This window comes from Spirosoma jeollabukense (genome assembly GCF_054777855.1).
Genome location: NZ_BAAHAD010000003.1, coordinates 40975 through 63665, shown reverse-complemented (window position 1 = coordinate 63665; position 22691 = coordinate 40975). Strand labels below are relative to the sequence as shown.

The following is a 22691-nucleotide window of genomic DNA, read 5'->3' as shown; positions in this document are numbered from 1 at the left end:
GCAGACTCAGACTTTTCCCCTTAGGTACTCTGCCGTGTGGTTCCCGTCTGTCAGCTTCACCATTTCTTCGGGTGTACCCGTGAACGTAACGTAACCACCGGTTTCACCACCTTCGGGGCCAAGGTCGATGATGTGATCAGCGTTTTTGATCACTTCCATGTTATGCTCGATGATGATAACGGAATCGCCCTGATCGACGAGTGCGTTGATAGCCGACAGTAACTTACGGATATCATGAAAGTGCAGGCCCGTAGTTGGTTCATCGAAAATAAACAACGTACCGCCTTTGTTGGGATTACCTTTGCCCAGGAACGATGCTAGTTTGACCCGCTGAGCTTCTCCACCCGAGAGCGTGTTAGCCGATTGGCCCATGCCAATATAGCCTAATCCAACATCCCGCAGGGGCTGGAGTTTATCCGCCATTTTTGCATCGAATGCACGAAAGAAGTCGATGGCTTCGTCTACAGTCATGTCCAGAATATCTGCGACGTTTTTGTCATGCAGCGTCACCTCCAGCACTTCCTGCTTAAAGCGCTTACCGCCACAGCCCTCACATTTGAGGTAGATGTCGGCCATGAACTGCATTTCGATTTTGACTTCGCCTTCGCCCTGGCAAACTTCGCAGCGGCCACCGTCTACGTTAAATGAAAAGTGACTTGGTTTATACCCCCGCGCTTTAGACACCGGTTGATCGGCCATTACCTGACGGAGGTAATCATAGGCTTTAATATACGTCACCGGGTTTGAGCGACTTGATTTCCCGATTGGATTCTGGTCGATCATTTCCACGGCCGCAATTCGATCGAGTGAACCACCCAGACTGTCATATTTACCCGATTCTTCAGCAGCATCACCCTTTTGCCGCATCAGAGCGGGATAGAGCACTTTCCGAATCAACGTGCTTTTGCCTGAACCAGACACACCCGTGACGACCGTTAACGTATTGAGTGGAAACCAAACATCAACATCTTTGAGGTTATTCTCCCGCGCGCCCTTCAACTCGATAAAATTCGCCGATTTCCGACGAAAGGTGGGCACAGGAACGGTTTCACGACCCGTTAAAAAATCAAGGGTGTGGGAGGGCATGGGGTCCTGGCCGTTAACTTCCTCCGCCCTCTGCCCTCTGCCCTCCGCTATTTCTTCCCACGTTCCCTGAAAAACCAGATGTCCGCCCAGGGTGCCAGCATCGGGGCCGATGTCAATGAGCTGGTCGGCGGCCCGCATGACTTCTTCTTCGTGTTCAACAACAATGACCGTATTGCCCATGTCGCGCAGGGATTCCAGCACGCTGACCAATCGTTTTGTGTCGCGGGGATGCAGGCCAATACTGGGTTCATCCAGAATATACATTGAGCCAACAAGTGCCGACCCAAGCGACGTAGCCAGCTTAATCCGTTGGTATTCACCACCCGACAATGTGTTTGTCAGGCGATTGAGCGTTAAATAGCCCAGGCCAACCCGTTCCATGTAATCGAGTCGGTTGCGGATTTCAACCAATATTCGATTAGCGACCTGCTGCTGGTGCTCGGGAAGTTCGAGTTCGTGAAAGAACGTAGTGACTTTACCCAGAGGCATCAGAACCAGATCCGTAATCGACTTCCCGGCTACTTTTACGTAGCCAGCATCTTTCCGCAAACGCGACCCACGGCATTCCGGGCAGGTAGTTTTGCCCCGATAACGCGACAGCATGACCCGATATTGAACCTTAAATGTCTGGCTTTCAACGTAGTTAAAAAAAGCGTTCAGGCCATCGAAATACGTATTACCCGTCCAGAGCAATTCCTGCTCAGCGGGTGTCAGATCTTTGTAGGGACGATGAATTGGGAAGTCGAAGCGAATGCCATTTTTGAGCAGCGGCTTCAGAAACTCTTCGCTCATTTTTTCGCTCCGCCAGGGCGCAATGGCCCCCTCGAAGACCGACAGGTTTTTGTCTGGAATGACCAGATCAGGGTCGATACCCAGCACTTTACCAAATCCATCGCACCGTCGACAGGCTCCATAGGGATTGTTGAACGTAAACAGGTTTACGCTAGGCTCCTCAAATACAATCCCGTCTAATTCGAATTTATCGGAAAAAACGCGGGACTCCCTACCTACTACGTCAACCCGGCACGTACCGTCGCCTTCATTAAAAGCGGTCTGTACAGAATCCGAAAAACGATACTGGTTGTCTTCGTCGGGCTTTCCATCAGCGTCATATAAAACCGTTCCCCGGTCAACGAGAATTTCGAGCGCGTTGGGCGTTGAGGCATTGACACCCATTTCATCGGCTTGTGCTCCATTCTCCAGTACCTCTTCTATCTGTAACACCTCCCCATCGGCCACGATACGGGTATAGCCCTTCTGAAGCAGGATATTCAACTCGTAAGCCAGTGTACGATCCTCTCGGACCCGCAAGGGTGCCATGATCATGACGCGTTGTCCGGCCTCGTAGCCGTACATAAAATTGACAACGTCCGTAACCGTGTCTTTACGTACCTCCTGCCCCGACACGGGCGAATAGGTAGTGCCCGCCCGTGCGAAGAGCAATTTCAGGTAATCGTAAATTTCAGTAGACGTACCGACTGTTGAACGAGGGTTTCGAGTCGAAACTTTCTGCTCAATGGCAATAGCAGGCGAAACGCCTTTAATGTATTCGACCTCAGGCTTTTCCATACGCCCCAGAAACTGCCGGGCGTAGCTGCTAAGGCTTTCGACATACATTCGCTGGCCTTCGGCAAACAACGTATCAAACGCCAGCGATGATTTGCCCGAACCCGACAAGCCGGTTAGAACAACCAATTTGTTACGGGGTATGGCAACGTCAATTCCTTTAAGATTATGTACTTTCGCCCCTTTAATAATAATAAACTGCTTTGGGCTGAGGTGGTCAACAGAACGTAGCGGTTCGGTTTCCGTGGTATGAGTCATTCTAAGTTAATGAGGGTAAACTCTATCTAAGTTTTAACGGTTTATTTGAGGATATGGTTTCTCTCAAACCGATAAGGTTTTACAAACCGGGTAGGTTTTGCAACGAGATTCGATGAAGTACCGTATTGACTAGTGAAATGAATTTTGAACTGGAAGACCTTATCCGATTGAGCGTGGCGCTGGTCATGGGTGGATTAATTGGAGCCGAGCGTGAATACCACGGCAAGGCGGCTGGTTTCCGCACCATGATTATGATCTGCGTTGGGTCAGCTTTGTTTACGCTGGTTTCGGGACGTGTTGGCGGCTCAGGTGACCGTATTGCAGCCAATATTGTTAACGGCATTGGCTTCCTGGGCGCCGGTATCATTTTTCGGGATGATAACCGTATAAAAGGACTTACTACAGCTGCAACCGTTTGGGCCGTATCCGCGTTAGGGATGTGTCTGGGGGCAGGTCAATTCGATCTGGCACTCATTGGTTTTGTGTTTATTCTGGGCTCGCTGCTGTTGCTGGTAGGATTTGCCAACCGGATTCAGAAATTGAATCAAACGCGTAATTATAAAATCGTAACGGCCTTTCATAACAGAACGCTGAATCAATACGAGAAACTCTTTGAAGAATATGATCTGTTGCCAACCCGGAGCCAGCAACAACGTATTGGCACAGAGATCATTGGTCACTGGAGTGTTGATGGCTCGGCGCAAAATCATGAAAAGTGTATTAAACGTTTGTTGAACGACCCCGACGTAAAAGAATTTACATTCTGATTTCGTTACATACTATGAGTTTTTATCCTGCATAAAACCACCATGAATCATATCCAGAAGTTACTCTTTATCACAGTTTTATTAAGTAGCAGCGTAGCATTCGGGCAACTCACCGAAGACCCCGATGAGCGCCGGGATCAGGGCCGTGATCCACTCAGAACCCAGACCCCCGAAGGTCGTCCGTTGCCATTCGGACAGCGGTTGCGGTTTGGGGGCGGCATCAACGGGTTTCGCTTTGGTAACCCGTTTAGTCTGGGCATATCGCCGGTGGTTGCTTACCAGGCAACCGAGCACATGATCGTTGGTATTGGCGGAAGCTATACCTACACGCGCTACAAAGCTTATACAAACACCGGATCAACGGTTCCATACCTGACGTATAACCAGTATGGCGGACGTGGTTTTGTGATGTACGAGTTTATTCCGTCGATTCTGCCCAACCTGTACCTGCATGGCGAGGTTGAGAGCACAACCATTCAGCAGACGGAGAACCAGACGGGTCGGACGGCGGCATTCGCCCTAACTTCCCCCTTGCTTGGGTTAACGTACTCGCAGCCGATAAGCCGCCGGTTTGGTGTTAACTTAACGGCTTTGTATAACCTGAACTATTCGAATAACGCCGTAGCCAGCTTGGTGTATAGCAGCCCTTTTGTGCTTCGCTTATCGTTCTTCTAAAAAAAGCGATTGAATTTAGCCTAATTATGGGATTTGAGTGAGCGGGATGCCCAGCCTAACGGTTCGGCATCCCGATGGTTTTCATACAAAACCCGCACTCACAGTCGTTTTGTCTAGACCGTATCCACTATCACGTATCACCTCATGAATGCTAACGGTGCTGTTGTCGCCAGCCTGCTTTTCCTGTCTATTTCTGTGTCGACACACGGGCAACCGGGCAAAGACTCAACCACATCGGCCAGTCAGAATCTCCCGGCAGCGAATCGTGCCCCATCACCAGAGCCGCCCCCAGCGGTTGAAAACCTTGGCAATCTGGTAAATTCGGAATACAACGAAATCAATCCGATGATTTCGCCCGACGGAAAAACGTTGTACTTCGCCCGAATCAGTCACCCTAACAATACACACGGTACTAAAGGCAGTCAGGATATCTGGTATGCCAAACTCGATACGCTGACAAACAAATGGGGGCCTGCCCAGCGGATGGGTCAGCCACTGAACAAAGACGAGTACAACTGCGCTTATAGCATCACGCCCGACGGCAATACGATGCTTATCAAGGGTCAGTACGACAAAGGCAATTACGAAACACGCGGATTTTCGATCAGTAAACGTACCGCTACAGGTTGGGCAGCTCCCCAGAAAATAGACATTCCTGGCTACGTGAATATGAGCAAGGGTCAGTTCGACTGCGGGTTTATGTCGTCGGATGGAAAAGTCCTGCTGATGGCGTTTAGCGAGAAGAAAAATAGTAAAGAAGATGACCTATATGTGATTTTCCGGCAGAAAGATGGGTCATGGACAAAACCAATGAACCTCGGCCCGGAAGTCAATACCAAGTTTACCGAAACGACACCTTTTCTGGCTCCTGATGGTGCAACGCTGTACTTTTCGAGCGATCGGGAGGGTGGCTTAGGCAGCAATGACATTTATGTCTGCAAACGAGTCGACAAAACCTGGAAACACTGGTCGAAGCCGGTTAACCTTGGCCCCAAAGTCAACACGGACGGTTACGATGCCTACTATACTCTGGCGGCTTCGGGCGATTATGCTTATTTGACGACCTTTAAAAATACACTGGGCAAAGGCGACATTGTCCGGGTCAAACTCTCCGACGGCTCATCAATCGATCAACCCAGCAAGGTGAGTAATGGCGACGATGTGGCGGGAAAAACCGGTGCTGATGCAACACGACCCGATCCTGTTGCGCTCATTAGTGGTAAGGTGATTGACCAGATTACGGGAAAGCCGGTTGAAGCCCGCATTATTTATCAAACACTTCCCGACGGTGCCGAAGCGGGTGAAGCTACCTCGGACCCCCTGACGGGTGAATATAAAATTGTGCTGCCTTACGGGCAGAAATACACCATGCGGGCGGTTGCCAAAGATTTCATTGCCGAGGGTGACAATATTGATTTGACCAAAATGCAGGGGTATCAGGAAATTAAAGGCAAAGACCTAAAACTAGCGTCGATTGAGCCGGGACACGTAGTGCCATTAAACAATATTTTCTTTGATACGGGAAAATCGGAACTTCGCCCTGAGTCGGCTCCTGAGTTGGATCGTCTGGTGATAACCCTAAACGAATTCCCCAAAATGACGATTGAAATGCGGGGACACACTGACAACACCGGTTCCAATGAGATCAATAATAAACTCTCGCAGGATCGGGCCGATGCAGTACGTGAATACTTTATCAGTAAAGGCATTGAACCCGACCGTATTGCCAGCAAAGGTTTTGGTGAGACCAAACCCGTGGCTACGAATGATAGCGAAGAAGGCCGTCAGAAAAACCGCCGGGTTGAGTTTGTGATTGTGAAAAAATGATGTTTTCTCCGATCAGCTACTGAGTTGTAAAAAAAAGCATAAATACGTCAACCATACTATAGGAATCGTGTTAACGTATTGGCGACCAAACGCCTGTTCTCATTTATCAAGCAAAACGACATGCAACTCAACGCTGGCTGCAAACTCTCCTTCGAAGCGCTAAGTCCAACCCCTCTGGTTCTCATGCTACGTCCTCGCTCAGGTGCGGGGCAGTGGATCATCCGGGAAGAATACCAGATTACGCCCTCCGTTATTGTCACGGAGTTCACCGATATGTATGGCAATCTCTGTCAGCGAGTTATAGCTCCTGTGGGGCCTTTTTCCATTTTCTTTTCAGCTACGGTTCAAACGGCTGATTTAATTGACGTCGCACCTGGTGCTCCTTATACACCCGTTGAAGAATTACCCGATGATGTGCTGCATTATACACTACCCAGCCGCTACTGCCAGTCTGATCAAATGGGTGACTTAGCCACTCAGATCACAAAAGATACAGAACCCGGTTATGATCAGGTTGAAGCCATTCGCAAATGGATTCATGAAAACGTCACCTATCAATACGGCACGAGCGATGCCAGTACGTCGGCGATCGACACCGCCGACAAACGTATCGGTGTCTGTCGTGATTTTACGCATCTCGGTATTTCCCTTTGCCGTGCCTTAAATATTCCGGCCCGCATGGTCGTTGGTTATTTATACCAGCTTGACCCCATGGATCTTCATGCCTGGTTTGAGGCTTATGTTGATGGGCGCTGGTTTACATTTGATGCTACGCAGGAACAACCACGTGGCAATCGAATTACAGTCGCCTATGGGCGCGACGCAGCTGATGTAGCGTTTACAACACAGTTTGGTCCAATGAATCTTAATGATATGCAGGTATGGGTCGATTCAGCCCAGAATGAGCTGGAAGAAAGCGAAAAAAAAGCAGAAGAAGCTCCAACTCTTTCAACCTCAGCCGGGTCTACTAATCAAATCAACCACTGACATGACCAAACAACTGCTCTTCTGTGCTTTTGTGGGAACGCTGACGGCCTGCCAACATGAGGCTGATATTCAACCGACTTCCACAGCACTTGCGGCTGAACTAGTCGGTACGTATCATACAAATTCGTATCTCGATCCGTCGTATGTAGCACTGTCGGCTGGTCAAATGCCGTATGCCGAATTAAAAGCAGAGTCAGACAGTACTGTTACGTTAGTTTATACCAAACTGTATCCGGAAAAAGCCAGCTTATCTCTCCCGCATGTAGCCTTAAGTCGCCAGACAAATGGTGTTCAGCTTCGTTTGGCCGATTCGAGTATCGGTACGGTACAAACCGACCGGGTTTTCACGAATAACGGAATGGAGAAACAGGGAAAGCTACTTCGGCTTACCATCCAGAATGACCCACAGAATATCCTCAATTTCTCAGGATCTAAATAAACCAGATTGCTCTACAACAAAAAGCGCGACTCTTTATGGAGTCGCGCTTTTTTGATATGTTGATAGGTACTCTACTAGCGAACAGCAAACTCACCTGAACCGATCCGGAAACCTTCCGAATAAAGTTCTACTGTGTATTTACCTGGTTTGTAAGGAATACCACGGCTATATAGCAATTCAACATTTTGTCCATTGCTGGTGTAATTTACCGTTTGCTTAGTGGTATAAACCGTTTCAGCACCGTCTACCGTGAATGTACCTGAGCCATTGGCCATATCCGATACGACAGCTCCCGAAGGATCAAGTACACGAACAAACACATCTTTTGGTTCTTCTTTTGTCAGCGGATTGTCTAACAGGGTATAAACCAATTTGATTTTGTCCAGGCGCTTTGCTTTATAGGCGTCGTCATCTTTCACTTTGCCCTTGGCATTAACACCGAACACTTTAACGTTTTGCGCTTTCAGAGCTGCTGCACGAGTAACTTTTGTGCTCAACTCCTGATTCTGAGATTGAACCTGGCTAACAACCGTCGTTACCGAATCGCGGAATTGTTGACCTTTCACTTTCAAGCCGGTATTTTCTTCGTCCAGTACTTTAACATTGCTGGCGAGCGTTACGTTTTCGCGCTGTAGGTTGGCGATAAGCGTGTCTTTTTCAACCAGATATGCTTCGTACTGCTTGATTTTAGCCTCGTACTTAGAAATCGAAATACGATTACCTCTTTTTAATGCTGCTTTATCGCCTTCTAGTTGCACCTTCATTTTCTGCAATTCAGAAACGTCGCCACCCAGTTTTTGTACTTCGGCAATCTTGGCATCAAGTGCTGTCGAGATCGAATCTAGTTTAACTCGGGTCGTTGACAATTCCTCAACACGCTCGGAGATGGTTACCTCCTGGTTTTCAGAGACTTTCTTCTGATCGAAATACAAATAACTCGATACACCTGCCAGACCCGTCATAATAATCAGGGCAGCCAGTAGAGCACCGCTTGTCTTGGGTTTCTGCGAATTACTTTCCATAAGAATTTTCAGTTAGTTTAACGATTTAACATGCACAAATTTTCAAAAAGCCGCCTAAGCGGTTGTGTAGAGGTTGTTACATCAGGAGTTTAGCGATGGTTAAGAAACTTTACTTGCCCAGAAAATCTGATTTTAACAGGCAAGCAATGTTATCGAAACGTTAGTTTTTATCATTCTATTGTCGACTATAACGAATTGCCTCTTAAAAATGTTGTTAACGCGGCATTAATAGGCCTCACAAAGGTAATTGATTATCAACAAGATAAGCCATACAATAAATAGAAGTTTCTACTTAACTTAGACTACCCAGCTAGTAGCCTATCAATTGCCTAACTGATAACAACCTAATTACTACGTCGGTTATGATTTAAATATTCGTCAATAATGCCCGAACTTCCCGAAGTTGAGATTAGACGTCAATACCTCGAAACGTCTTCATTATACCAGCCCATTAGCCATATTGAGGTTGAGGATAAAAAACTACTCACAACTGATTACGCCACATTAGCCAGTACGCTGCACGGAAGGCAGTTTACGGGTACGCGCCGTATAGGTAAAAACCTATTCGTTTTAACCGACGTAGCCAATGTGATTGTCCACATGCATTTTGGCATGACGGGTGATCTGGACTATTATCACGCTTCGCTCGACCGGCCGCGCTTTGCCCGAATTGTATTTGAATTTACGAGTGGGTTCAACCTTGGTTTCCTCTGTCCGCGTAAATTCGAACGTATTGGTTTAGTAGATGACATAGAGGCTTTTTTGAAACGAAAGAAAATTGGCCCCGACGGTCTGGCGATTTCATTGACCGAATTGACCGAGCGTATCCGGCGCAAAAAAGCATTAATAAAACCCGTGTTGCTCGATCAGAGCATTGTGGCCGGCTTAGGAAACTGGATTGTTGATGAAGTGCTGTTTCAGGCTCGTATCCACCCCGAGCAACGGGCAGACACACTCTCCGACGCTCAGATGAGTCATCTTCATGATGCCATTTTACTCGTTCTTGAAACAGCCATTCGCTACGAAGCTACGTACCGGGATTTCCCAGTCGGCTTCCTGATTCACGTTCGCGAGTGGGACGATTCTCCTTACGATGATCTCGAAGCGCACAAATATTGTCCGCATTGTAGAACCCGCATTGAACGCTCGGTCGTGGGTGGACGCACTACGTTCTTCTGCCCAAAAGATCAGGTGCTCCCTTTAGTACAGGAGCTAACCGGAGCTACAGGAGGAAGACCCCCTAAAAATATTGGCTTAAACGGAATCGAGCAATGCAGGGATGCAACTCGCCAGGGATAGGCCATGCCACGTACAACCGTACGTCGCCCCGATCTTGATAGCTTAAAGCCAAGTCGGGGCTTTTTGTTGCCCTACGGTCAACGGATTTTCTTAGGCATACGCCACCCCAACTGTACAAGGCTGACGCGTCACTAGAGATAATGGAAAAAAAGAAGGTGGTGACATACGATGTCACCACCCCGGTCTTATGTCAAGCTGAATTGTACTTTTTGGGGATGTGTTGTATAACAAGAGTGGCTGTTGCAAAAGTCTGAAAGACCTACTGAAAGCCAAGTAAAGAAGCCAACTTCCGGTCATTGTAAAGTGAATACCTATCGTTTACCAAAGTAACTTAGAGTGGGTAGGGACTTTTGCAACAGCCACAAGACTTATGTTAATAGAATATTCCGAGATGAGCCATTGCCTGAAAGTATGAAAAACAGGCTAAATATGACAAGCATATCATAACTATTCATCATCCAAATACAAATACTGTTGAAAGTAAAGCCTGTAGACTATCCAGAGAGTAATTAATATACCCACCCCTATCAATCCTTCAGTGGTACGAGAAGAGACAAGATCGAAATGCCTAAGAATGCGGGTTATTATAAGCCCTGACACTATGCTGCAAACGATAAAGATGGTGCCAACAGCTAACGTTCGAATAAAAAGAACAAATCCTAGCATGCTTTTTAAGGTTCAATTAGATTACAATTTGCAAATCCTGAAACGTCCCCATTTACTTCTGAATTAATATAGTTCTTCAAACTCAGTTCTCGAACCACCCCCAGGACATGGTATAATATAGCCCCTTAATACATACGACGTAGTATAAACTGATCCAATACCTTCAACAAAAAGATTGACAGTTACATCAACAACAACAGTTAATGTTGTTATTGGGCCATTCATAGTATATGTAACGGCATCCTCTTGATAGCTTTGCTGCTGAGCAGATAATGGGAAGGTCATTCCCGTAAGAGACGTAGCTACATTCTCGACATGACGCGTGTTAGGATCGAAATTAGTTGTTATTGAAAGACCATTCCAAGGCAATATAGGCATTTCACTTCGTGTGATACCAGGATGATTGCCACCACAAGGCTGCTCATATGCACGAGCGGCTCCTATCGGCTGAGAAATATTTGCAGCATGTGCAATAGCATTGATAATAACTTGGTCCTTGAATTTATTTTTGAACTTAAGGCTTTTAGAAAATTTTGTGCTTCACCAATGCTATTAAAAACTACCGAATTTTTAGTAGTTACTTGATCAGATTTAACTAGCTTAAAATCAGTTACTAGCTTTTCAACTTGCTGCTTAGTATCAATACTCTCGTGTTCTACCTGACAACTAGATATAATAGAACCCACTAAGAATATCACTGCCAAAGACTTAACATTTCTTTTTCCTCTACCTTTTCCTAGTAGATAGCGAACGGCTAGAAATACGAGAGTACCAATAGTAATCCAGCTAAGAAAAGTAAAGAAATAAAGGAAAAAATCAGGATGAAGCGGTTTCGGAAATAAGATGATTCCCATGTTTTTGCTTTTAAATAAGTAATACTAAATGAACAATCTGTAAGTCTGTTTTTGCAGAGCAATACAGAATTGCCTCGTATTAAACATAGAGGTAATATCTATCTTACATAGGTTATAATGTCTGAAATCACCATTTCACCAAATGAAATCACCCAAATAGATTAAAATTATTATTTAATCTATAATAAATATAATCTTTTATAGTGCAAATAGGCTAATAACTATACTAAGACCATATATTTATATATTCCTTGTTAGTTTATGTATATACATTAGATATTCTCTTCCTGAATTATACATCCATTCCCTAAGTATGAAAGGGGAAAAAATCACAAGCCAGTAGGTTCGCAATACTACAAACCAAACGGTATCGACTGGCAGAAGATAACAGGGGAAAATAGTTTGCATTAGGAACTTCCGCGCCCGTGCCAACCTTTTCCCCCTACTAAGAAGTCTGTTCATGAACTAGCATGCGAATAAGTTGGTTTTGAAATTACATGTATCTACATGAATTATGAAAACACAACGCACACTAGCAGATATACGTACTGCCACGCCTAATAACGTTGGTGATGGTTTCATCGGTTTGAATGCCTTTCATCCGCAGGGGTCGCGGCCATTCAATCCATTTCTGTTGTTAGATCACCACGGTCCTATGAAAGTGCAGCCATCCGAACAACCGAAAGGTGTTGATGAGCATCCACACCGGGGTTTCGAAACGGTAACTATCGTTTATGAAGGCGCTCTTGAACATCGTGATTCGGCAGGTAACCACGGTAAGCTCTTCAAAGGAGATGTGCAATGGATGACAGCTGCTTCGGGTATTATCCACGAAGAAAAACATGAACGGGCCTTTTCCCGTCAGGGTGGTCAACTGGATTTTGTGCAGTTATGGGTCAATCTAGCAGCCAAAGACAAAATGAAGGCCCCTCGTTATCAAGATATTGCTTCGTCACGAATTCCGACAACGACATTGTCGGGTGGTGGACGGCTACGTGTTATTGCGGGTGAGTTAGAGGGTTCGACAGGGCCTGCCAGTACGTTCAGTCCAATTATTGTAGCCGATTTGACGTTGACCCAAGGCCAATCTGAAACGCTTAGCGTTCCTTCAGATTACTCATTTATGGTTTACGTGTTGCGTGGCTCGGCCACGATTAATAACGAACAGTTAGTACGTGGTCAAATCGCGCTGATGAATCCAGATGGCGACTTCATTTCGCTTTCAACGGCCGCGGACGCTAAACTGCTCATTCTGGCAGGTGAGCCAATTCGGGAGCCGTTGGCTGTTTACGGGCCATTTGTCATGAACACCCGCGAGGAGATTCTGGCTGCTTTTGAAGATTTCCAGGCCGGAAAAATGGGTATCCTAAAGTAGGACCTGCGCTTAGAGCCGTACAACGGTTATTTCGAGGGGCATCAATAACCGTAGCACGACTCTAAGCATAAGTCTGTGCGTTTTCGGACAAATACGTACGGACTTACTTTTCTAAATCCTTGATGTTGCCGAACCCGATTACATCCTTATATACTGGATCATCGCGCAATTCGGTAGCCCGAATGAGTTTATCAGCGCCAAATTTTGCCTTCAGATCGTATAATGTCTGGCGGAATTTCCCCTTACGCGTAGTATTCTCGAACAAGCTTAGCGGCACGACTTCTGTCGGTATGAATCGAAAAACAGCTACGCACATGCTACGCAGGTGTTCGTTAAGTACCGGTTCACACTTATGCGCTTCCTGAAACTTGACCAACCGCTCCCGAATAATTCCATACAGTTCAATACCGTCCTGTTTAGGGCTTGGAAAATGGGCTTCATAATTATACGTTTTACCGGTGTGATAGCGGCAGGAAAACGACATATCCTGACAAAACACGCCTTGTTGCACCATGCGCCGTTCGAGCGTCAGGCAAAGTGATTGCAGTAATTCATCCAGACTTTCAGGATTCCGCTGATCGGCGGCAATTGTGCGCATCGCCGACATACTCTTATTATTGGTGTTCGTATCCAGATCCACCTCACCCCCAAAATTCAACCGCAAATGCCAGTGCCAGCCAATAATGCTCTGGCATACAGCGCGCAGATGGTGTGGGGAGGCATACCGTAATTCTAAAGGCGTATGAACACCGCCTGCTTCGAGTCGATCGGCCATACGACGGCCGATTCCCGGCAAATCGGTTAGTTTAAGCGGGCGCAGTACGTCGTCAATTGTATCGGGAGTAATAATTGTCAGGCCATCGGGTTTTTGAATATCGGACGCTAGCTTGGCCAGAAATACATTTGGCGCAATACCAATTGAACAACGCAGCCAGTCACCCACATCCCGCCAGATTGCCTGCTTGATACGTAGCGCCACCTGGCTCATGTCTTTGTAAATCAGTTGATAGTTTGTTAAATCAACGACAGCTTCGTCTATGCTTTTCGGCACTACGTCGTCCGAAATCGTCTTGAGTACCTCAATAATTTTGACATGATATTCCCGATAGCGGCCAGGGTGCGTTTGGACAGGCACCAGGTCGGGACACAGACGCATAGCCTCATCTAACCGCATACCCGTTTTTATACCTCGCAATTTAGCTTCTATCGACGGCGCAATGATACATCCTTGTCGACCCGTATAGACACATACACCTACGGGCCGCCCTCGCAGCCAGTAATTATCCTGTTGTTCGCATGAAGCAAAAAAGCTGTTCATATCGACAAACAGCACCGTTGGCAATGTATTATCAGAAAGTCGGTTCCGATTCATCAATTTTACAATAAGAAAGTGTCTTTTGATGCTATCATTCGTCTGTATTTGTAGTATGTTTGTTGTAATACAAGCGCAATATATTTTACTTGTATTATATATACTAATACTATACCATATTGTGGTAGAAAAATGTTCAAATAAACTTGATGATACTGTGACAATTCAAGACCGCTTAAAGCAGGTTTTCGACGCTCTTGGTATAACTATTTACCAGATAGCCAAGGAATTAGGCGAAAACCCATCCAAATTTTACAATATTCTGAACGGTCGGGCCAAGCCATCATACGATACGATCATGAGTTTGCTGGCCTGCTATCCGCAAATCAGTGCAGACTATTTGATTCGCGGTATTTTGCCCGTGTTGAACTCACCTGAAGCAAATGCCAAGATGATGTCTTCTGACGACGACACTATTGAGGTTCCATTTGTGCCCGTTCGGTTCTACGCTACGTTCGTAGAGAGCTATTCGGAAGGCGGCAATACCACGGATGCTGAGACTTTCCGGGTGCGAAAGCCGATCTTAAAAGGTCATAAACAAGCGGTGGTACTGGAGATTTCGGGAAACAGCATGAGTCCGCAGTTGGCACATGGGGCTAAAGTGCTGGCGGTGCCTGTTAGTGAAAACAACTGGGAATACCAGTCGGGGGGCGTTTATGCGGTTATGTATCGGGATTACTTTGTTGTTAAGCGCATCCGCGATAATGAGCTCCTAACCCGGAAATATTTAACGCTCCACTCTGATAACCCGAACGGCGGTAACGTAACAGTTCCTTTGCAGGATATTCGGGGCTTATGGAAAATTGTGTCGATTGTTGAAGCTCCCGTGGAGTAAAAGCAGGGTGACGTAAAGAGTTTCTGTCGATGCGGTAGATTGTGTTGATAAAAATCTACCGCATCGACAGAAACCAGATTGCCAATTTATTACGCCACTCCCTGCGGTTCCATAACCTCTTTCTGATGCTCCCACATTTCCTGAAAAATAGGGCTGTACTGGCGGAGGGTTGAAAAGCTACCTTCATCCACGATTTTACCGTCCCGCATAATATAGATGTAATCGAAAAGAGGTAACAGATGTAATCTATGCAAGGTTGAGACAATCGCTTTATCCGCAAACTCACGCCACAATTCGCGGTAAATGGCCAGCTCGGTCTTGGGATCTACACTACTCGTTGGTTCGTCCAACAACACAATATCGCTCGTGCGGGCAGCCAAAACTCCTCTCGCCAGAGCCAGCCGCTGCCGTTGACCACCCGATAAATTCACGCCTTTCTCCTGAATGTTGGTTTCCAGAGCGTTTGGCAGTTGTTTTACTACGTCGTCGAAACGGGCCACGCGGCAAACTTCTTTTATATCATCGTCATCAAAAGGGAGCCCGAGCGTAATGTTGTAGGTAAGCGTATTTTCAAAGATTTCTGGCTCCTGCGGAAACAAAGTCACTGTGTTGGCAACTGCATTCAGGTCAGGCATTGGCTGTCCGTCAACGTGCACTGATAAGCCCGATTCGGGCAGATATAAACCCCTCAAAAGGGTCAGTAGTGTGCTTTTTCCCGATCCGCTTTCACCAATAAATGCCACCCGTTTACCCCGGTTCAGACTAATCGTCACCTCAATCAGGTTAGCAACCTTACGAGATGAGCCACTTGACCGGCCATGCGAAAAATTAAGCCCGGTAATATCAATGGTTTGCCAGTTGATTGGCAGCGTTTCGTGGTCAGGGCGTTCATAACGGGAATAAGCCTCACCTATTCCCCGTACCGTTTGCACATCTGTATTGAACTGCACAATTTGCGTATACTGATAAGCAACGTCGTTAAACACACTCGTAAACTGATTTACATAGCCTAACAGTGTGACCAGGCCACCAATTAAAAATATTTGCCCAGGCACATAGTGCTGGTAAACGTAGCCCGTTGCCAAAACAATGTAAATGAGTGTGACTAACAGGGTGGCAACAAACCACTTCCATTCGTTAATTTTTACCTGCTTCATGAACGGTAAAAAAACGGCATTCACTTTTCGACCCAGGCTGATCTGAATACGTTGCTCCAAGCGCAGTGTAATCACAGTTATGATATTTGACAGGTTATCGAAGAGACTGGAGGAAACAATATGTTCGCGTTCGTTGGTTTCATCGAGTGCTTTAATGAACGGTCGGTCAAATTGAAGAATAACCCAAATTGTTAATGCCCCTAATGCCAGCCCAATACAGCCAAATAGCGGAGCGAAATACAGCATGGCTCCAAACGAAAAAGCCAGTTTGAAAAGAGCATTTAAGTAGATGAATCCACCCTGAAAGAATGTTTTCAGCGCATCGTATGCTTTACGAATCCGGTTAATAGTGGCTCCACTATGATGGTTCTTATGCCAGCTAACCGGCAAGTGCAGTGTTTGGTGAAATAATTCATCCAAAAAATTACGGCTGAGCGTAAACGCCAGCCTTCGTTCCATGATGCGAGCCGGGCCGTGAAAAGTCCATTCCAGCAATACCAGACCCATATAGCCTGCGGCATACAGACCGATCAGGTTTGGTACATCGGTGCTTTGCTGCTGAAGTTCGCCAACAAACCATCCAAACAGCAACGGGTTTAAGGCTCTGACAAGGTTGGCTAGTACAAACAGCAAATAAATCAGTACATATCGCCGTTTTTCGTGCCGGGCATACGTCCAGGCAGTACGTAGCATAGCCACATACGGGTTTTTCATGATTTTTAAGTTACGGTAGAGTTACGTCAACGAATTTACCAATTCACAGCGATATGACAAGCGATTGATTTCTAAGTATATTCTTTCCTTTCCCCTTTGATTTCTGATTGAAATTCAGTAATTTTGCGACCTGATTTGCAAGGAGAGCCATGTGTCATACAGCGCGGCTCACTCCCTTCTTATTTTAGAAACACATAACTTTCAGTATAACAAGCTAATGGCTCGCGATTTAGCATTTACGAGAAATATCGGTATCGCTGCTCACATTGATGCGGGTAAGACGACCACTACCGAACGTATTCTCTATTACGCCGGAGTAAGTCACAAAATCGGTGAGGTTCATGATGGAGCCGCCACGATGGACTGGATGGAGCAGGAACAGGAACGTGGAATCACGATTACCTCGGCGGCTACAACTGTCGACTGGACTTACCGGGACAAAAAATACCATATTAACATTATTGATACCCCAGGCCACGTTGACTTTACGGTTGAGGTAAACCGCTCACTACGTGTACTTGACGGACTTGTATTCCTGTTCAGTGCGGTTGACGGTGTTGAGCCTCAGTCGGAAACGAACTGGCGTTTGGCTAACAACTACAACGTAGCACGTTTGGGCTTCGTAAATAAAATGGACCGGTCTGGCGCCGACTTCCTGAACGTGTGCAAGCAGGTAAAGGAAATGCTGGGCAGCTACGCCGTTCCGCTTCAGTTGCCAATTGGCGAAGAAGATAACTTTAAAGGTGTTGTTGACCTCGTTAACTTCCGGGGTATCGTTTGGAATGAGACAGATAAAGGGATGACGTTTGACGTTGTTCCCATCCCTGCCGACATGCTGGACGAAGCCACAGAATGGCGTGAAAAACTTCTTGAAGCTGTTGCCGAGTTCGACGATAGCCTGATGGAGAAGTATTTCGAAGATCCGGAATCAATTTCTGAAGACGAAATTCTGGCGGCTCTGCGTAAAGCAACTATCGCTATGAAAATCGTTCCGATGCTTTGCGGTTCGTCCTTCAAAAACAAAGGGGTTCAGACCATGCTTGACTATGTGATGGCACTGTTACCATCACCGTTGGACAAGGAGAGCATCTTTGGAACCGACCCTAACACTGGAGCAGAAATCTCTCGCAAGCCTTCGTCAACGGAGCCATTTGCAGCGCTGGCGTTTAAAATTGCGACCGACCCCTACGTAGGCCGTTTATGCTTTGTGCGTTCTTACTCGGGTGTTCTGGAATCAGGTTCTTATGTCCTGAACAATCGTTCGGGCAGTAAAGAGCGGATTTCACGGATTTTCCAAATGCACGCCAACAAGCAAAACCAGATCGATCGTCTGGAAGCGGGTGACATTGGGGCCGTTGTCGGCTTTAAAGATATTAAGACTGGCGATACGTTATCGGACGAGAAATTCCCGATCATCCTGGAATCGATGGTATTCCCCGAGCCAGTTATCGGGTACGCTATTGAGCCTAAGAAATCAGCCGATCAGGATAACTTCTCGAAAGCCATTGGTAAGTTGATCGAAGAAGACCCAACCCTGAAGGTTGAGTCGAACGAAGAAACTGGCCAAACGATTATCCGGGGTATGGGCGAACTTCACCTTGAAATCATCATTGACCGGATGCGTCGTGAATTCAAAGTAGAAGTAAACCAGGGTGCTCCTCAGGTAGCTTACAAAGAGAAGCTTACCAAAAACGTTGAACACCGTGAGGTTTATAAAAAACAAACGGGTGGTCGTGGTAAGTTTGCCGATGTTGTATTTGAACTTGGACCACGTGGCGAAGACGAAACCGGTGTTGTACCATCAGGACTTGAGTTCGTAAATGCTATTGTGGGCGGTGTAATTCCCCGCGAATTTATCCCTGCCATCGAAAAAGGATTCAAAGAATCGTTGAAAAACGGGCCTTTAGCTGGCTTCCCGCTTGAGAGCATGAAGGTTCGGATATTCCATGGCTCGTACCACGATGTTGACTCCGACGCGCTGTCATTTGAAATGGCCGCTCGTTTAGGCTTCCGTGAAGCAGCTCGTCAGGCTGGTCCGAAATTGCTCGAACCAATTATGGCTGTTGAAGTGCTAACGCCAGAAGAGTATACAGGTCCAATCACGGGTGATTTGAACCGCCGTCGTGGTGTAATGAAGGGTATGGATACAAAAGCTGGATCGCAAGTGATCAAGGCTGATGTTCCTCTGTCAGAATTGTTTGGCTACGTAACCGATTTGCGGACAATGTCATCGGGTCGTGCTACGGCTAACTTGACATTCTCTCATTATGAAGTTGTTCCAAACAACATTTCTGAGGCCGTAGTAGCAAAAGAAAAAGGTACTGTGAAGGCGTAAGCCTTATTCGATATTGGGCAGTGGGTCAACCGACCGACTGCCCATTTTTTGTGCCGTCGGAGTAAATGGTTCTTTCGACAGCACTTTCACCTAACGAACCAAAACACAATGAGCCAAAAAATTCGCATAAAGCTGAAATCGTTCGACCACATGCTGGTTGACAAGTCGGCCGAGAAAATCGTGAAAGCGGTTAAATCGACGGGTGCTATCGTAAGCGGTCCCATCCCATTGCCAACGAACAAAGAAATCTATACCGTACTGCGGTCGCCCCACGTCAACAAAAAGGCACGGGAGCAGTTCCAACTTTGCACCTACAAGCGCTTAGTGGACATCTACAGCAGCAGTGCGAAAACGGTTGACGCGCTCATGAAACTCGAATTACCGAGTGGTGTTGACGTAGAAATCAAAGTCTAACGAGTCGACGCTAAAGGCTTAGAATGCCGCAAGTGCGAGACGTCAACCGTTTCGAACTTGCGGCATTTTTCATATAAAGCAATTTCCCGGCAATTCCGTTGAATTATACGTAAAGACTACCTGTTATTTTTGTATATTGTATGTCACGGCGAAGGCCGCCCGGTGAGATTTTATACATTATGTTAAACGTCATCCAACTACTGCCCGACTCGATTGCCAACCAGATTGCGGCTGGTGAGGTTGTGCAGCGGCCAGCGTCGGTAGTAAAAGAATTGCTTGAGAACTCGGTAGACGCCAAAGCTAAATCGGTGCAGGTTATCATTCGCGAAGCGGGTCGAAACCTGATTCAGATTGTAGACGACGGCGTTGGTATGACTGAAACCGATGCCCGTATGAGTTTTGAACGCCACGCAACGTCCAAAATTCGTTCCTCCGACGATTTATTCCGCATTCGTACTATGGGGTTTCGGGGCGAAGCGCTGGCGTCCATTGCCGCCGTCGCTCAAATTGAAATGCGTACCCGCCGGGCAGAAGAGGAATTGGGCACGCTGATCCGGATCGAGGGATCTGACATTAAAACGCAGGAATCCATCTCGTGCCTGCCCGGCACAAATCTGCTCATCAAAAACCTGTTCTTCAACGTACCAGCCCGACGCAACTTTCTAAAGTCGAATTCAGTGGAAATGCGGCATATCCTTGATGAATTTCAGCGGATATCACTGGCAAATCCTGAAGTTGCCTTTTCGCTGTTTCATAACGATCAGGAAATCTATAACCTTCCCGCTGGTAAACTCAGTCGCCGAATCGTTGATATGTTCGGAAAAAGTTACCGCGAACAATTAAACTACTGCGAGGAAAAAACCCCCTACGTAACGGTTCATGGTTATATAGGCAAACCAGAGTCTGCAAAGAAAGCGCGCAATGAGCAATTTTTCTTTGTTAACAATCGGTATATCAAACACAATTACCTTCACCATGCGGTAGTGGGAGCTTACGAAGGTACGTTGCCCGAAGGGAGTCATCCGTTTTATGTACTGTTCATTGACATCGACCCATCGCACATTGACATCAACATACATCCGACTAAAACAGAAATTAAGTTTGACGACGAGCGATCTGTTTATGCCATTATGATGGCGGCTGTCCGAAAAGCCGTAGGCGTCTATAACCTATCGCCTTCCTTGGATTTTGATTCGGATGTCAATTTTTTAATGGGTGGTCGATCAGCTTCAGGAAAATCGGCGGCTATTGATACGAAATCGGAACGTAGCGATGGATTAGCAGTTAAATCAGATGTTTCTGCCCGGAATACTGCTCGGCCTGTTACGCCATCCTGGGCCTCGTCCACACCTGTCAATGAGCGTAGCACGTTACGTAACGACTCCCTGGATAAAGCGGCTGGAAGCAGTTTCGACATGCCAAAAGCTAAGCCGTCTGTTAATAACTGGCAAACGTTATACGAAGGTGTTTCAGGAACCGATAACCCAATTCAACCACCTAGTGACACCGGAGAGGAAGGAAACTGGCTGGGTGCGGCCAAGCTGGAATCGCAGCCAGCAGAAAGCGAACCTATTACATTGGGAAGCCGGGCCAATCAGTTACAGATAAATGTAGAGTCTGGCGAGGAGCCCGTGCCTGTGCTCGTTGATGACGATAACATCGTACAGGTCCAGAATCGTTACCTTTTAGCGCCAATCAAGTCTGGAATGATGTTGATTGACCAACGTCGGGCTTACGAACGGATTTTATATGATCAATTCTATGCGGCACTGACAAAACGGAATGGAGCCTCGCAGCAACTGTTGTTTCCAAAAACGATTACGTTAATGCCCATAGATTTTCAGTTAGCGCTCGATTTGCGCGATGACCTGATGAGTCTCGGTTTTGAGTTCGATGAGTTAGGCGCAAACACCTTCGTCATTCGGGGAGTCCCAACATTAACGATGGGCGAAAATGAAGAAGAGCTATTCGCGAATCTGCTGGCTCAATTGCGGGCCGATACGGGCCGACTGAAATTAGACAAGAGTGAGTCGATGGCACGCTCACTGGCCCGCCGGTCGGCGATGCGCCATGTAGTGCGCTTGAGCACAACCGAGCGTAGAGCATTGGTAGACCAACTGTTTATCTCGGCCAATCCAGGTTATACGCCTGCTGGTGAGCGGATAACAATTGTTTTAACGTTGGATAAAATTGCGGGACTTTTTCACCAATAATTGAGTTTATTAGCATAAATTAGTTGAAATAAGAATGTTCAATCTGACGCCGGTAGTCCGTGTACTTTTGATAATAAACGTAATAGTATTTCTAATCACGAATTACCTGTTTGCGAATGGAAGTATTATTGAGCAATTTGGCCTGCATTCATTTTTGTCTGACAAGTTCAATCCGATTCAGTTATTGACACATATGTTTTTGCATGCAAATGGCAATCACATTTTCAGCAACATGATCGGCTTACTGGTTTTTGGGCCTATGCTGGAGCAGGCCTGGGGACCGCGTCGGTTTACGTTCTTTTACTTTTTTTGCGGTTTAGGGTCAGCTTTATTGTTTTCCGGGGTAAACTATTTCGAGATACACGACATATATGAATCCATTCAGGATTATCGGTTAAACCCAGGCTTCGACAATTTTTCGGCCTTTATTGACCAGCATGCGGTTTCATATTACGAGCGATTGGTACCGTTCATTGAAAAGTTTAAAAGTTACCCGAACGACAGTAAAAATATTCAGGATAGCGTTGCCATTGCCAATCAGATTTTCACCAATCAAGTCGATGAGCCAATGGTTGGTGCCTCTGGAGCCGTTTTTGGAGTAATAATGGGCTTCGGATTATTGTTTCCGAACACTGAACTGTTTTTATTGTTTCTACCTATACCGATTAAAGCAAAATACCTCGTTATAGCTTATGGGGCCTTTGAGCTTTATTCGGGTGTCTACCGGACGCAGACGGATAACGTAGCCCATTTCGCCCATATAGGCGGAATGCTATTTGCATTTATACTAATAAAATACTGGGATTCACAGCGAAAAACGTTTTATTGAC

At 46.4% G+C, this 22691-nt stretch carries 17 protein-coding genes; 12 read left to right on the top strand and 5 right to left on the bottom strand.

Annotation, left to right across the window (positions count from 1 at the left end; translation table 11 throughout):
* Positions 1–6: 6 nt before the first annotated feature.
* Entirely contained in the window at positions 7–2910 is a 2904-nt protein-coding gene (gene uvrA / locus ACYVEA_RS14325) for an excinuclease ABC subunit UvrA (RefSeq protein WP_461114134.1), read from the bottom strand.
* A 137-nt stretch (positions 2911–3047) separates the two neighbouring features.
* Here uvrA and ACYVEA_RS14320 point away from each other — a divergent pair, with 137 nt between their 5' ends.
* The 5 genes from ACYVEA_RS14320 to ACYVEA_RS14300 all read left to right on the top strand — a co-directional run bounded on the left by ACYVEA_RS14320 (position 3048) and on the right by ACYVEA_RS14300 (position 7605).
* Positions 3048–3677, top strand: a complete 630-nt coding sequence (locus ACYVEA_RS14320; protein ID WP_461114133.1) for an MgtC/SapB family protein — start codon at positions 3048–3050, stop codon at positions 3675–3677.
* Between the two features lie 42 nt (positions 3678–3719).
* Positions 3720–4352, top strand: a complete 633-nt coding sequence (locus ACYVEA_RS14315) for a hypothetical protein (RefSeq protein WP_461114132.1) — start codon at positions 3720–3722, stop codon at positions 4350–4352.
* Between the two features lie 144 nt (positions 4353–4496).
* Positions 4497–6179 (top strand): OmpA family protein, encoded by a 1683-nt coding sequence (locus ACYVEA_RS14310; RefSeq protein ID WP_461114131.1) that lies wholly within the window; start codon positions 4497–4499, stop codon positions 6177–6179.
* A 120-nt stretch (positions 6180–6299) separates the two neighbouring features.
* Complete coding sequence (locus tag ACYVEA_RS14305) at positions 6300–7166, top strand: transglutaminase domain-containing protein (RefSeq protein ID WP_461114130.1); 867 nt, start codon at positions 6300–6302, stop codon at positions 7164–7166.
* Between the two features lies 1 nt (position 7167).
* On the top strand, positions 7168–7605 hold the full coding sequence (locus tag ACYVEA_RS14300; protein WP_461114129.1) for a hypothetical protein: 438 nt from the start codon (positions 7168–7170) through the stop codon (positions 7603–7605).
* Between the two features lie 74 nt (positions 7606–7679).
* Here the strand turns inward: ACYVEA_RS14300 and ACYVEA_RS14295 are convergent, their stop codons facing one another.
* Positions 7680–8627, bottom strand: coding sequence for a hypothetical protein (locus ACYVEA_RS14295; protein WP_461114128.1), 948 nt, complete (start codon positions 8625–8627; stop codon positions 7680–7682).
* 384 nt (positions 8628–9011) lie between these two features.
* Between ACYVEA_RS14295 and ACYVEA_RS14290 the strand changes: the two genes are divergently transcribed.
* Positions 9012–9926, top strand: coding sequence for an Fpg/Nei family DNA glycosylase (locus ACYVEA_RS14290; RefSeq protein ID WP_461114127.1), 915 nt, complete (start codon positions 9012–9014; stop codon positions 9924–9926).
* Between the two features lie 1106 nt (positions 9927–11032).
* On the opposite strand, the gene ACYVEA_RS14285 is transcribed toward ACYVEA_RS14290, so the two are convergent.
* Positions 11033–11446, bottom strand: coding sequence for a hypothetical protein (locus ACYVEA_RS14285; RefSeq protein WP_461114126.1), 414 nt, complete (start codon positions 11444–11446; stop codon positions 11033–11035).
* A 514-nt stretch (positions 11447–11960) separates the two neighbouring features.
* On the opposite strand from ACYVEA_RS14285, the gene ACYVEA_RS14280 reads away from it, so the two are divergent.
* Positions 11961–12821 (top strand): pirin family protein, encoded by an 861-nt coding sequence (locus ACYVEA_RS14280; RefSeq protein WP_461114125.1) that lies wholly within the window; start codon positions 11961–11963, stop codon positions 12819–12821.
* Positions 12822–12924: 103 nt separating this feature from the next.
* Here ACYVEA_RS14280 and ACYVEA_RS14275 read toward each other — a convergent pair whose 3' ends face one another.
* The gene (locus ACYVEA_RS14275; protein WP_461114124.1) at positions 12925–14193 is read right to left on the bottom strand and encodes a DNA polymerase Y family protein; all 1269 of its coding nucleotides are present in this window, start codon (positions 14191–14193) and stop codon (positions 12925–12927) included.
* 157 nt (positions 14194–14350) lie between these two features.
* Between ACYVEA_RS14275 and ACYVEA_RS14270 the strand changes: the two genes are divergently transcribed.
* Positions 14351–15028, top strand: coding sequence for a LexA family transcriptional regulator (locus tag ACYVEA_RS14270; protein ID WP_461114123.1), 678 nt, complete (start codon positions 14351–14353; stop codon positions 15026–15028).
* A gap of 89 nt (positions 15029–15117) precedes the next feature.
* Here the strand turns inward: ACYVEA_RS14270 and ACYVEA_RS14265 are convergent, their stop codons facing one another.
* A complete protein-coding gene (locus ACYVEA_RS14265; protein WP_461114122.1) occupies positions 15118–16899 on the bottom strand; it encodes an ABC transporter ATP-binding protein in 1782 nt (593 codons plus the stop codon).
* A gap of 217 nt (positions 16900–17116) precedes the next feature.
* Between ACYVEA_RS14265 and fusA the strand changes: the two genes are divergently transcribed.
* From fusA to ACYVEA_RS14245, 4 genes are all read left to right on the top strand, one after another.
* Complete coding sequence (gene fusA, locus ACYVEA_RS14260; RefSeq protein WP_461114121.1) at positions 17117–19234, top strand: elongation factor G; 2118 nt, start codon at positions 17117–17119, stop codon at positions 19232–19234.
* 108 nt (positions 19235–19342) lie between these two features.
* Entirely contained in the window at positions 19343–19648 is a 306-nt protein-coding gene (gene rpsJ / locus ACYVEA_RS14255) for a 30S ribosomal protein S10 (RefSeq protein WP_012930032.1), read from the top strand.
* A gap of 179 nt (positions 19649–19827) precedes the next feature.
* The gene (mutL, locus tag ACYVEA_RS14250) at positions 19828–21861 is read left to right on the top strand and encodes a DNA mismatch repair endonuclease MutL (RefSeq protein ID WP_461114120.1); all 2034 of its coding nucleotides are present in this window, start codon (positions 19828–19830) and stop codon (positions 21859–21861) included.
* Positions 21862–21895: 34 nt separating this feature from the next.
* Positions 21896–22690, top strand: a complete 795-nt coding sequence (locus tag ACYVEA_RS14245; RefSeq protein WP_461114119.1) for a rhomboid family intramembrane serine protease — start codon at positions 21896–21898, stop codon at positions 22688–22690.
* Position 22691: the final 1 nt, after the last annotated feature.

Coding starts and splice junctions, on each gene's coding strand:
- uvrA (WP_461114134.1), bottom strand. CDS start 2,910: ATGACTCATACCACGGAAACCGAACCGCTACGTTCTGTTGACCACCTC.
- ACYVEA_RS14320 (WP_461114133.1), top strand. CDS start 3,048: ATGAATTTTGAACTGGAAGACCTTATCCGATTGAGCGTGGCGCTGGTC.
- ACYVEA_RS14315 (WP_461114132.1), top strand. CDS start 3,720: ATGAATCATATCCAGAAGTTACTCTTTATCACAGTTTTATTAAGTAGC.
- ACYVEA_RS14310 (WP_461114131.1), top strand. CDS start 4,497: ATGAATGCTAACGGTGCTGTTGTCGCCAGCCTGCTTTTCCTGTCTATT.
- ACYVEA_RS14305 (WP_461114130.1), top strand. CDS start 6,300: ATGCAACTCAACGCTGGCTGCAAACTCTCCTTCGAAGCGCTAAGTCCA.
- ACYVEA_RS14300 (WP_461114129.1), top strand. CDS start 7,168: ATGACCAAACAACTGCTCTTCTGTGCTTTTGTGGGAACGCTGACGGCC.
- ACYVEA_RS14295 (WP_461114128.1), bottom strand. CDS start 8,627: ATGGAAAGTAATTCGCAGAAACCCAAGACAAGCGGTGCTCTACTGGCT.
- ACYVEA_RS14290 (WP_461114127.1), top strand. CDS start 9,012: ATGCCCGAACTTCCCGAAGTTGAGATTAGACGTCAATACCTCGAAACG.
- ACYVEA_RS14285 (WP_461114126.1), bottom strand. CDS start 11,446: ATGGGAATCATCTTATTTCCGAAACCGCTTCATCCTGATTTTTTCCTT.
- ACYVEA_RS14280 (WP_461114125.1), top strand. CDS start 11,961: ATGAAAACACAACGCACACTAGCAGATATACGTACTGCCACGCCTAAT.
- ACYVEA_RS14275 (WP_461114124.1), bottom strand. CDS start 14,193: ATGAATCGGAACCGACTTTCTGATAATACATTGCCAACGGTGCTGTTT.
- ACYVEA_RS14265 (WP_461114122.1), bottom strand. CDS start 16,899: ATGAAAAACCCGTATGTGGCTATGCTACGTACTGCCTGGACGTATGCC.
- fusA (WP_461114121.1), top strand. CDS start 17,117: ATGGCTCGCGATTTAGCATTTACGAGAAATATCGGTATCGCTGCTCAC.
- rpsJ (WP_012930032.1), top strand. CDS start 19,343: ATGAGCCAAAAAATTCGCATAAAGCTGAAATCGTTCGACCACATGCTG.
- mutL (WP_461114120.1), top strand. CDS start 19,828: ATGTTAAACGTCATCCAACTACTGCCCGACTCGATTGCCAACCAGATT.
- ACYVEA_RS14245 (WP_461114119.1), top strand. CDS start 21,896: ATGTTCAATCTGACGCCGGTAGTCCGTGTACTTTTGATAATAAACGTA.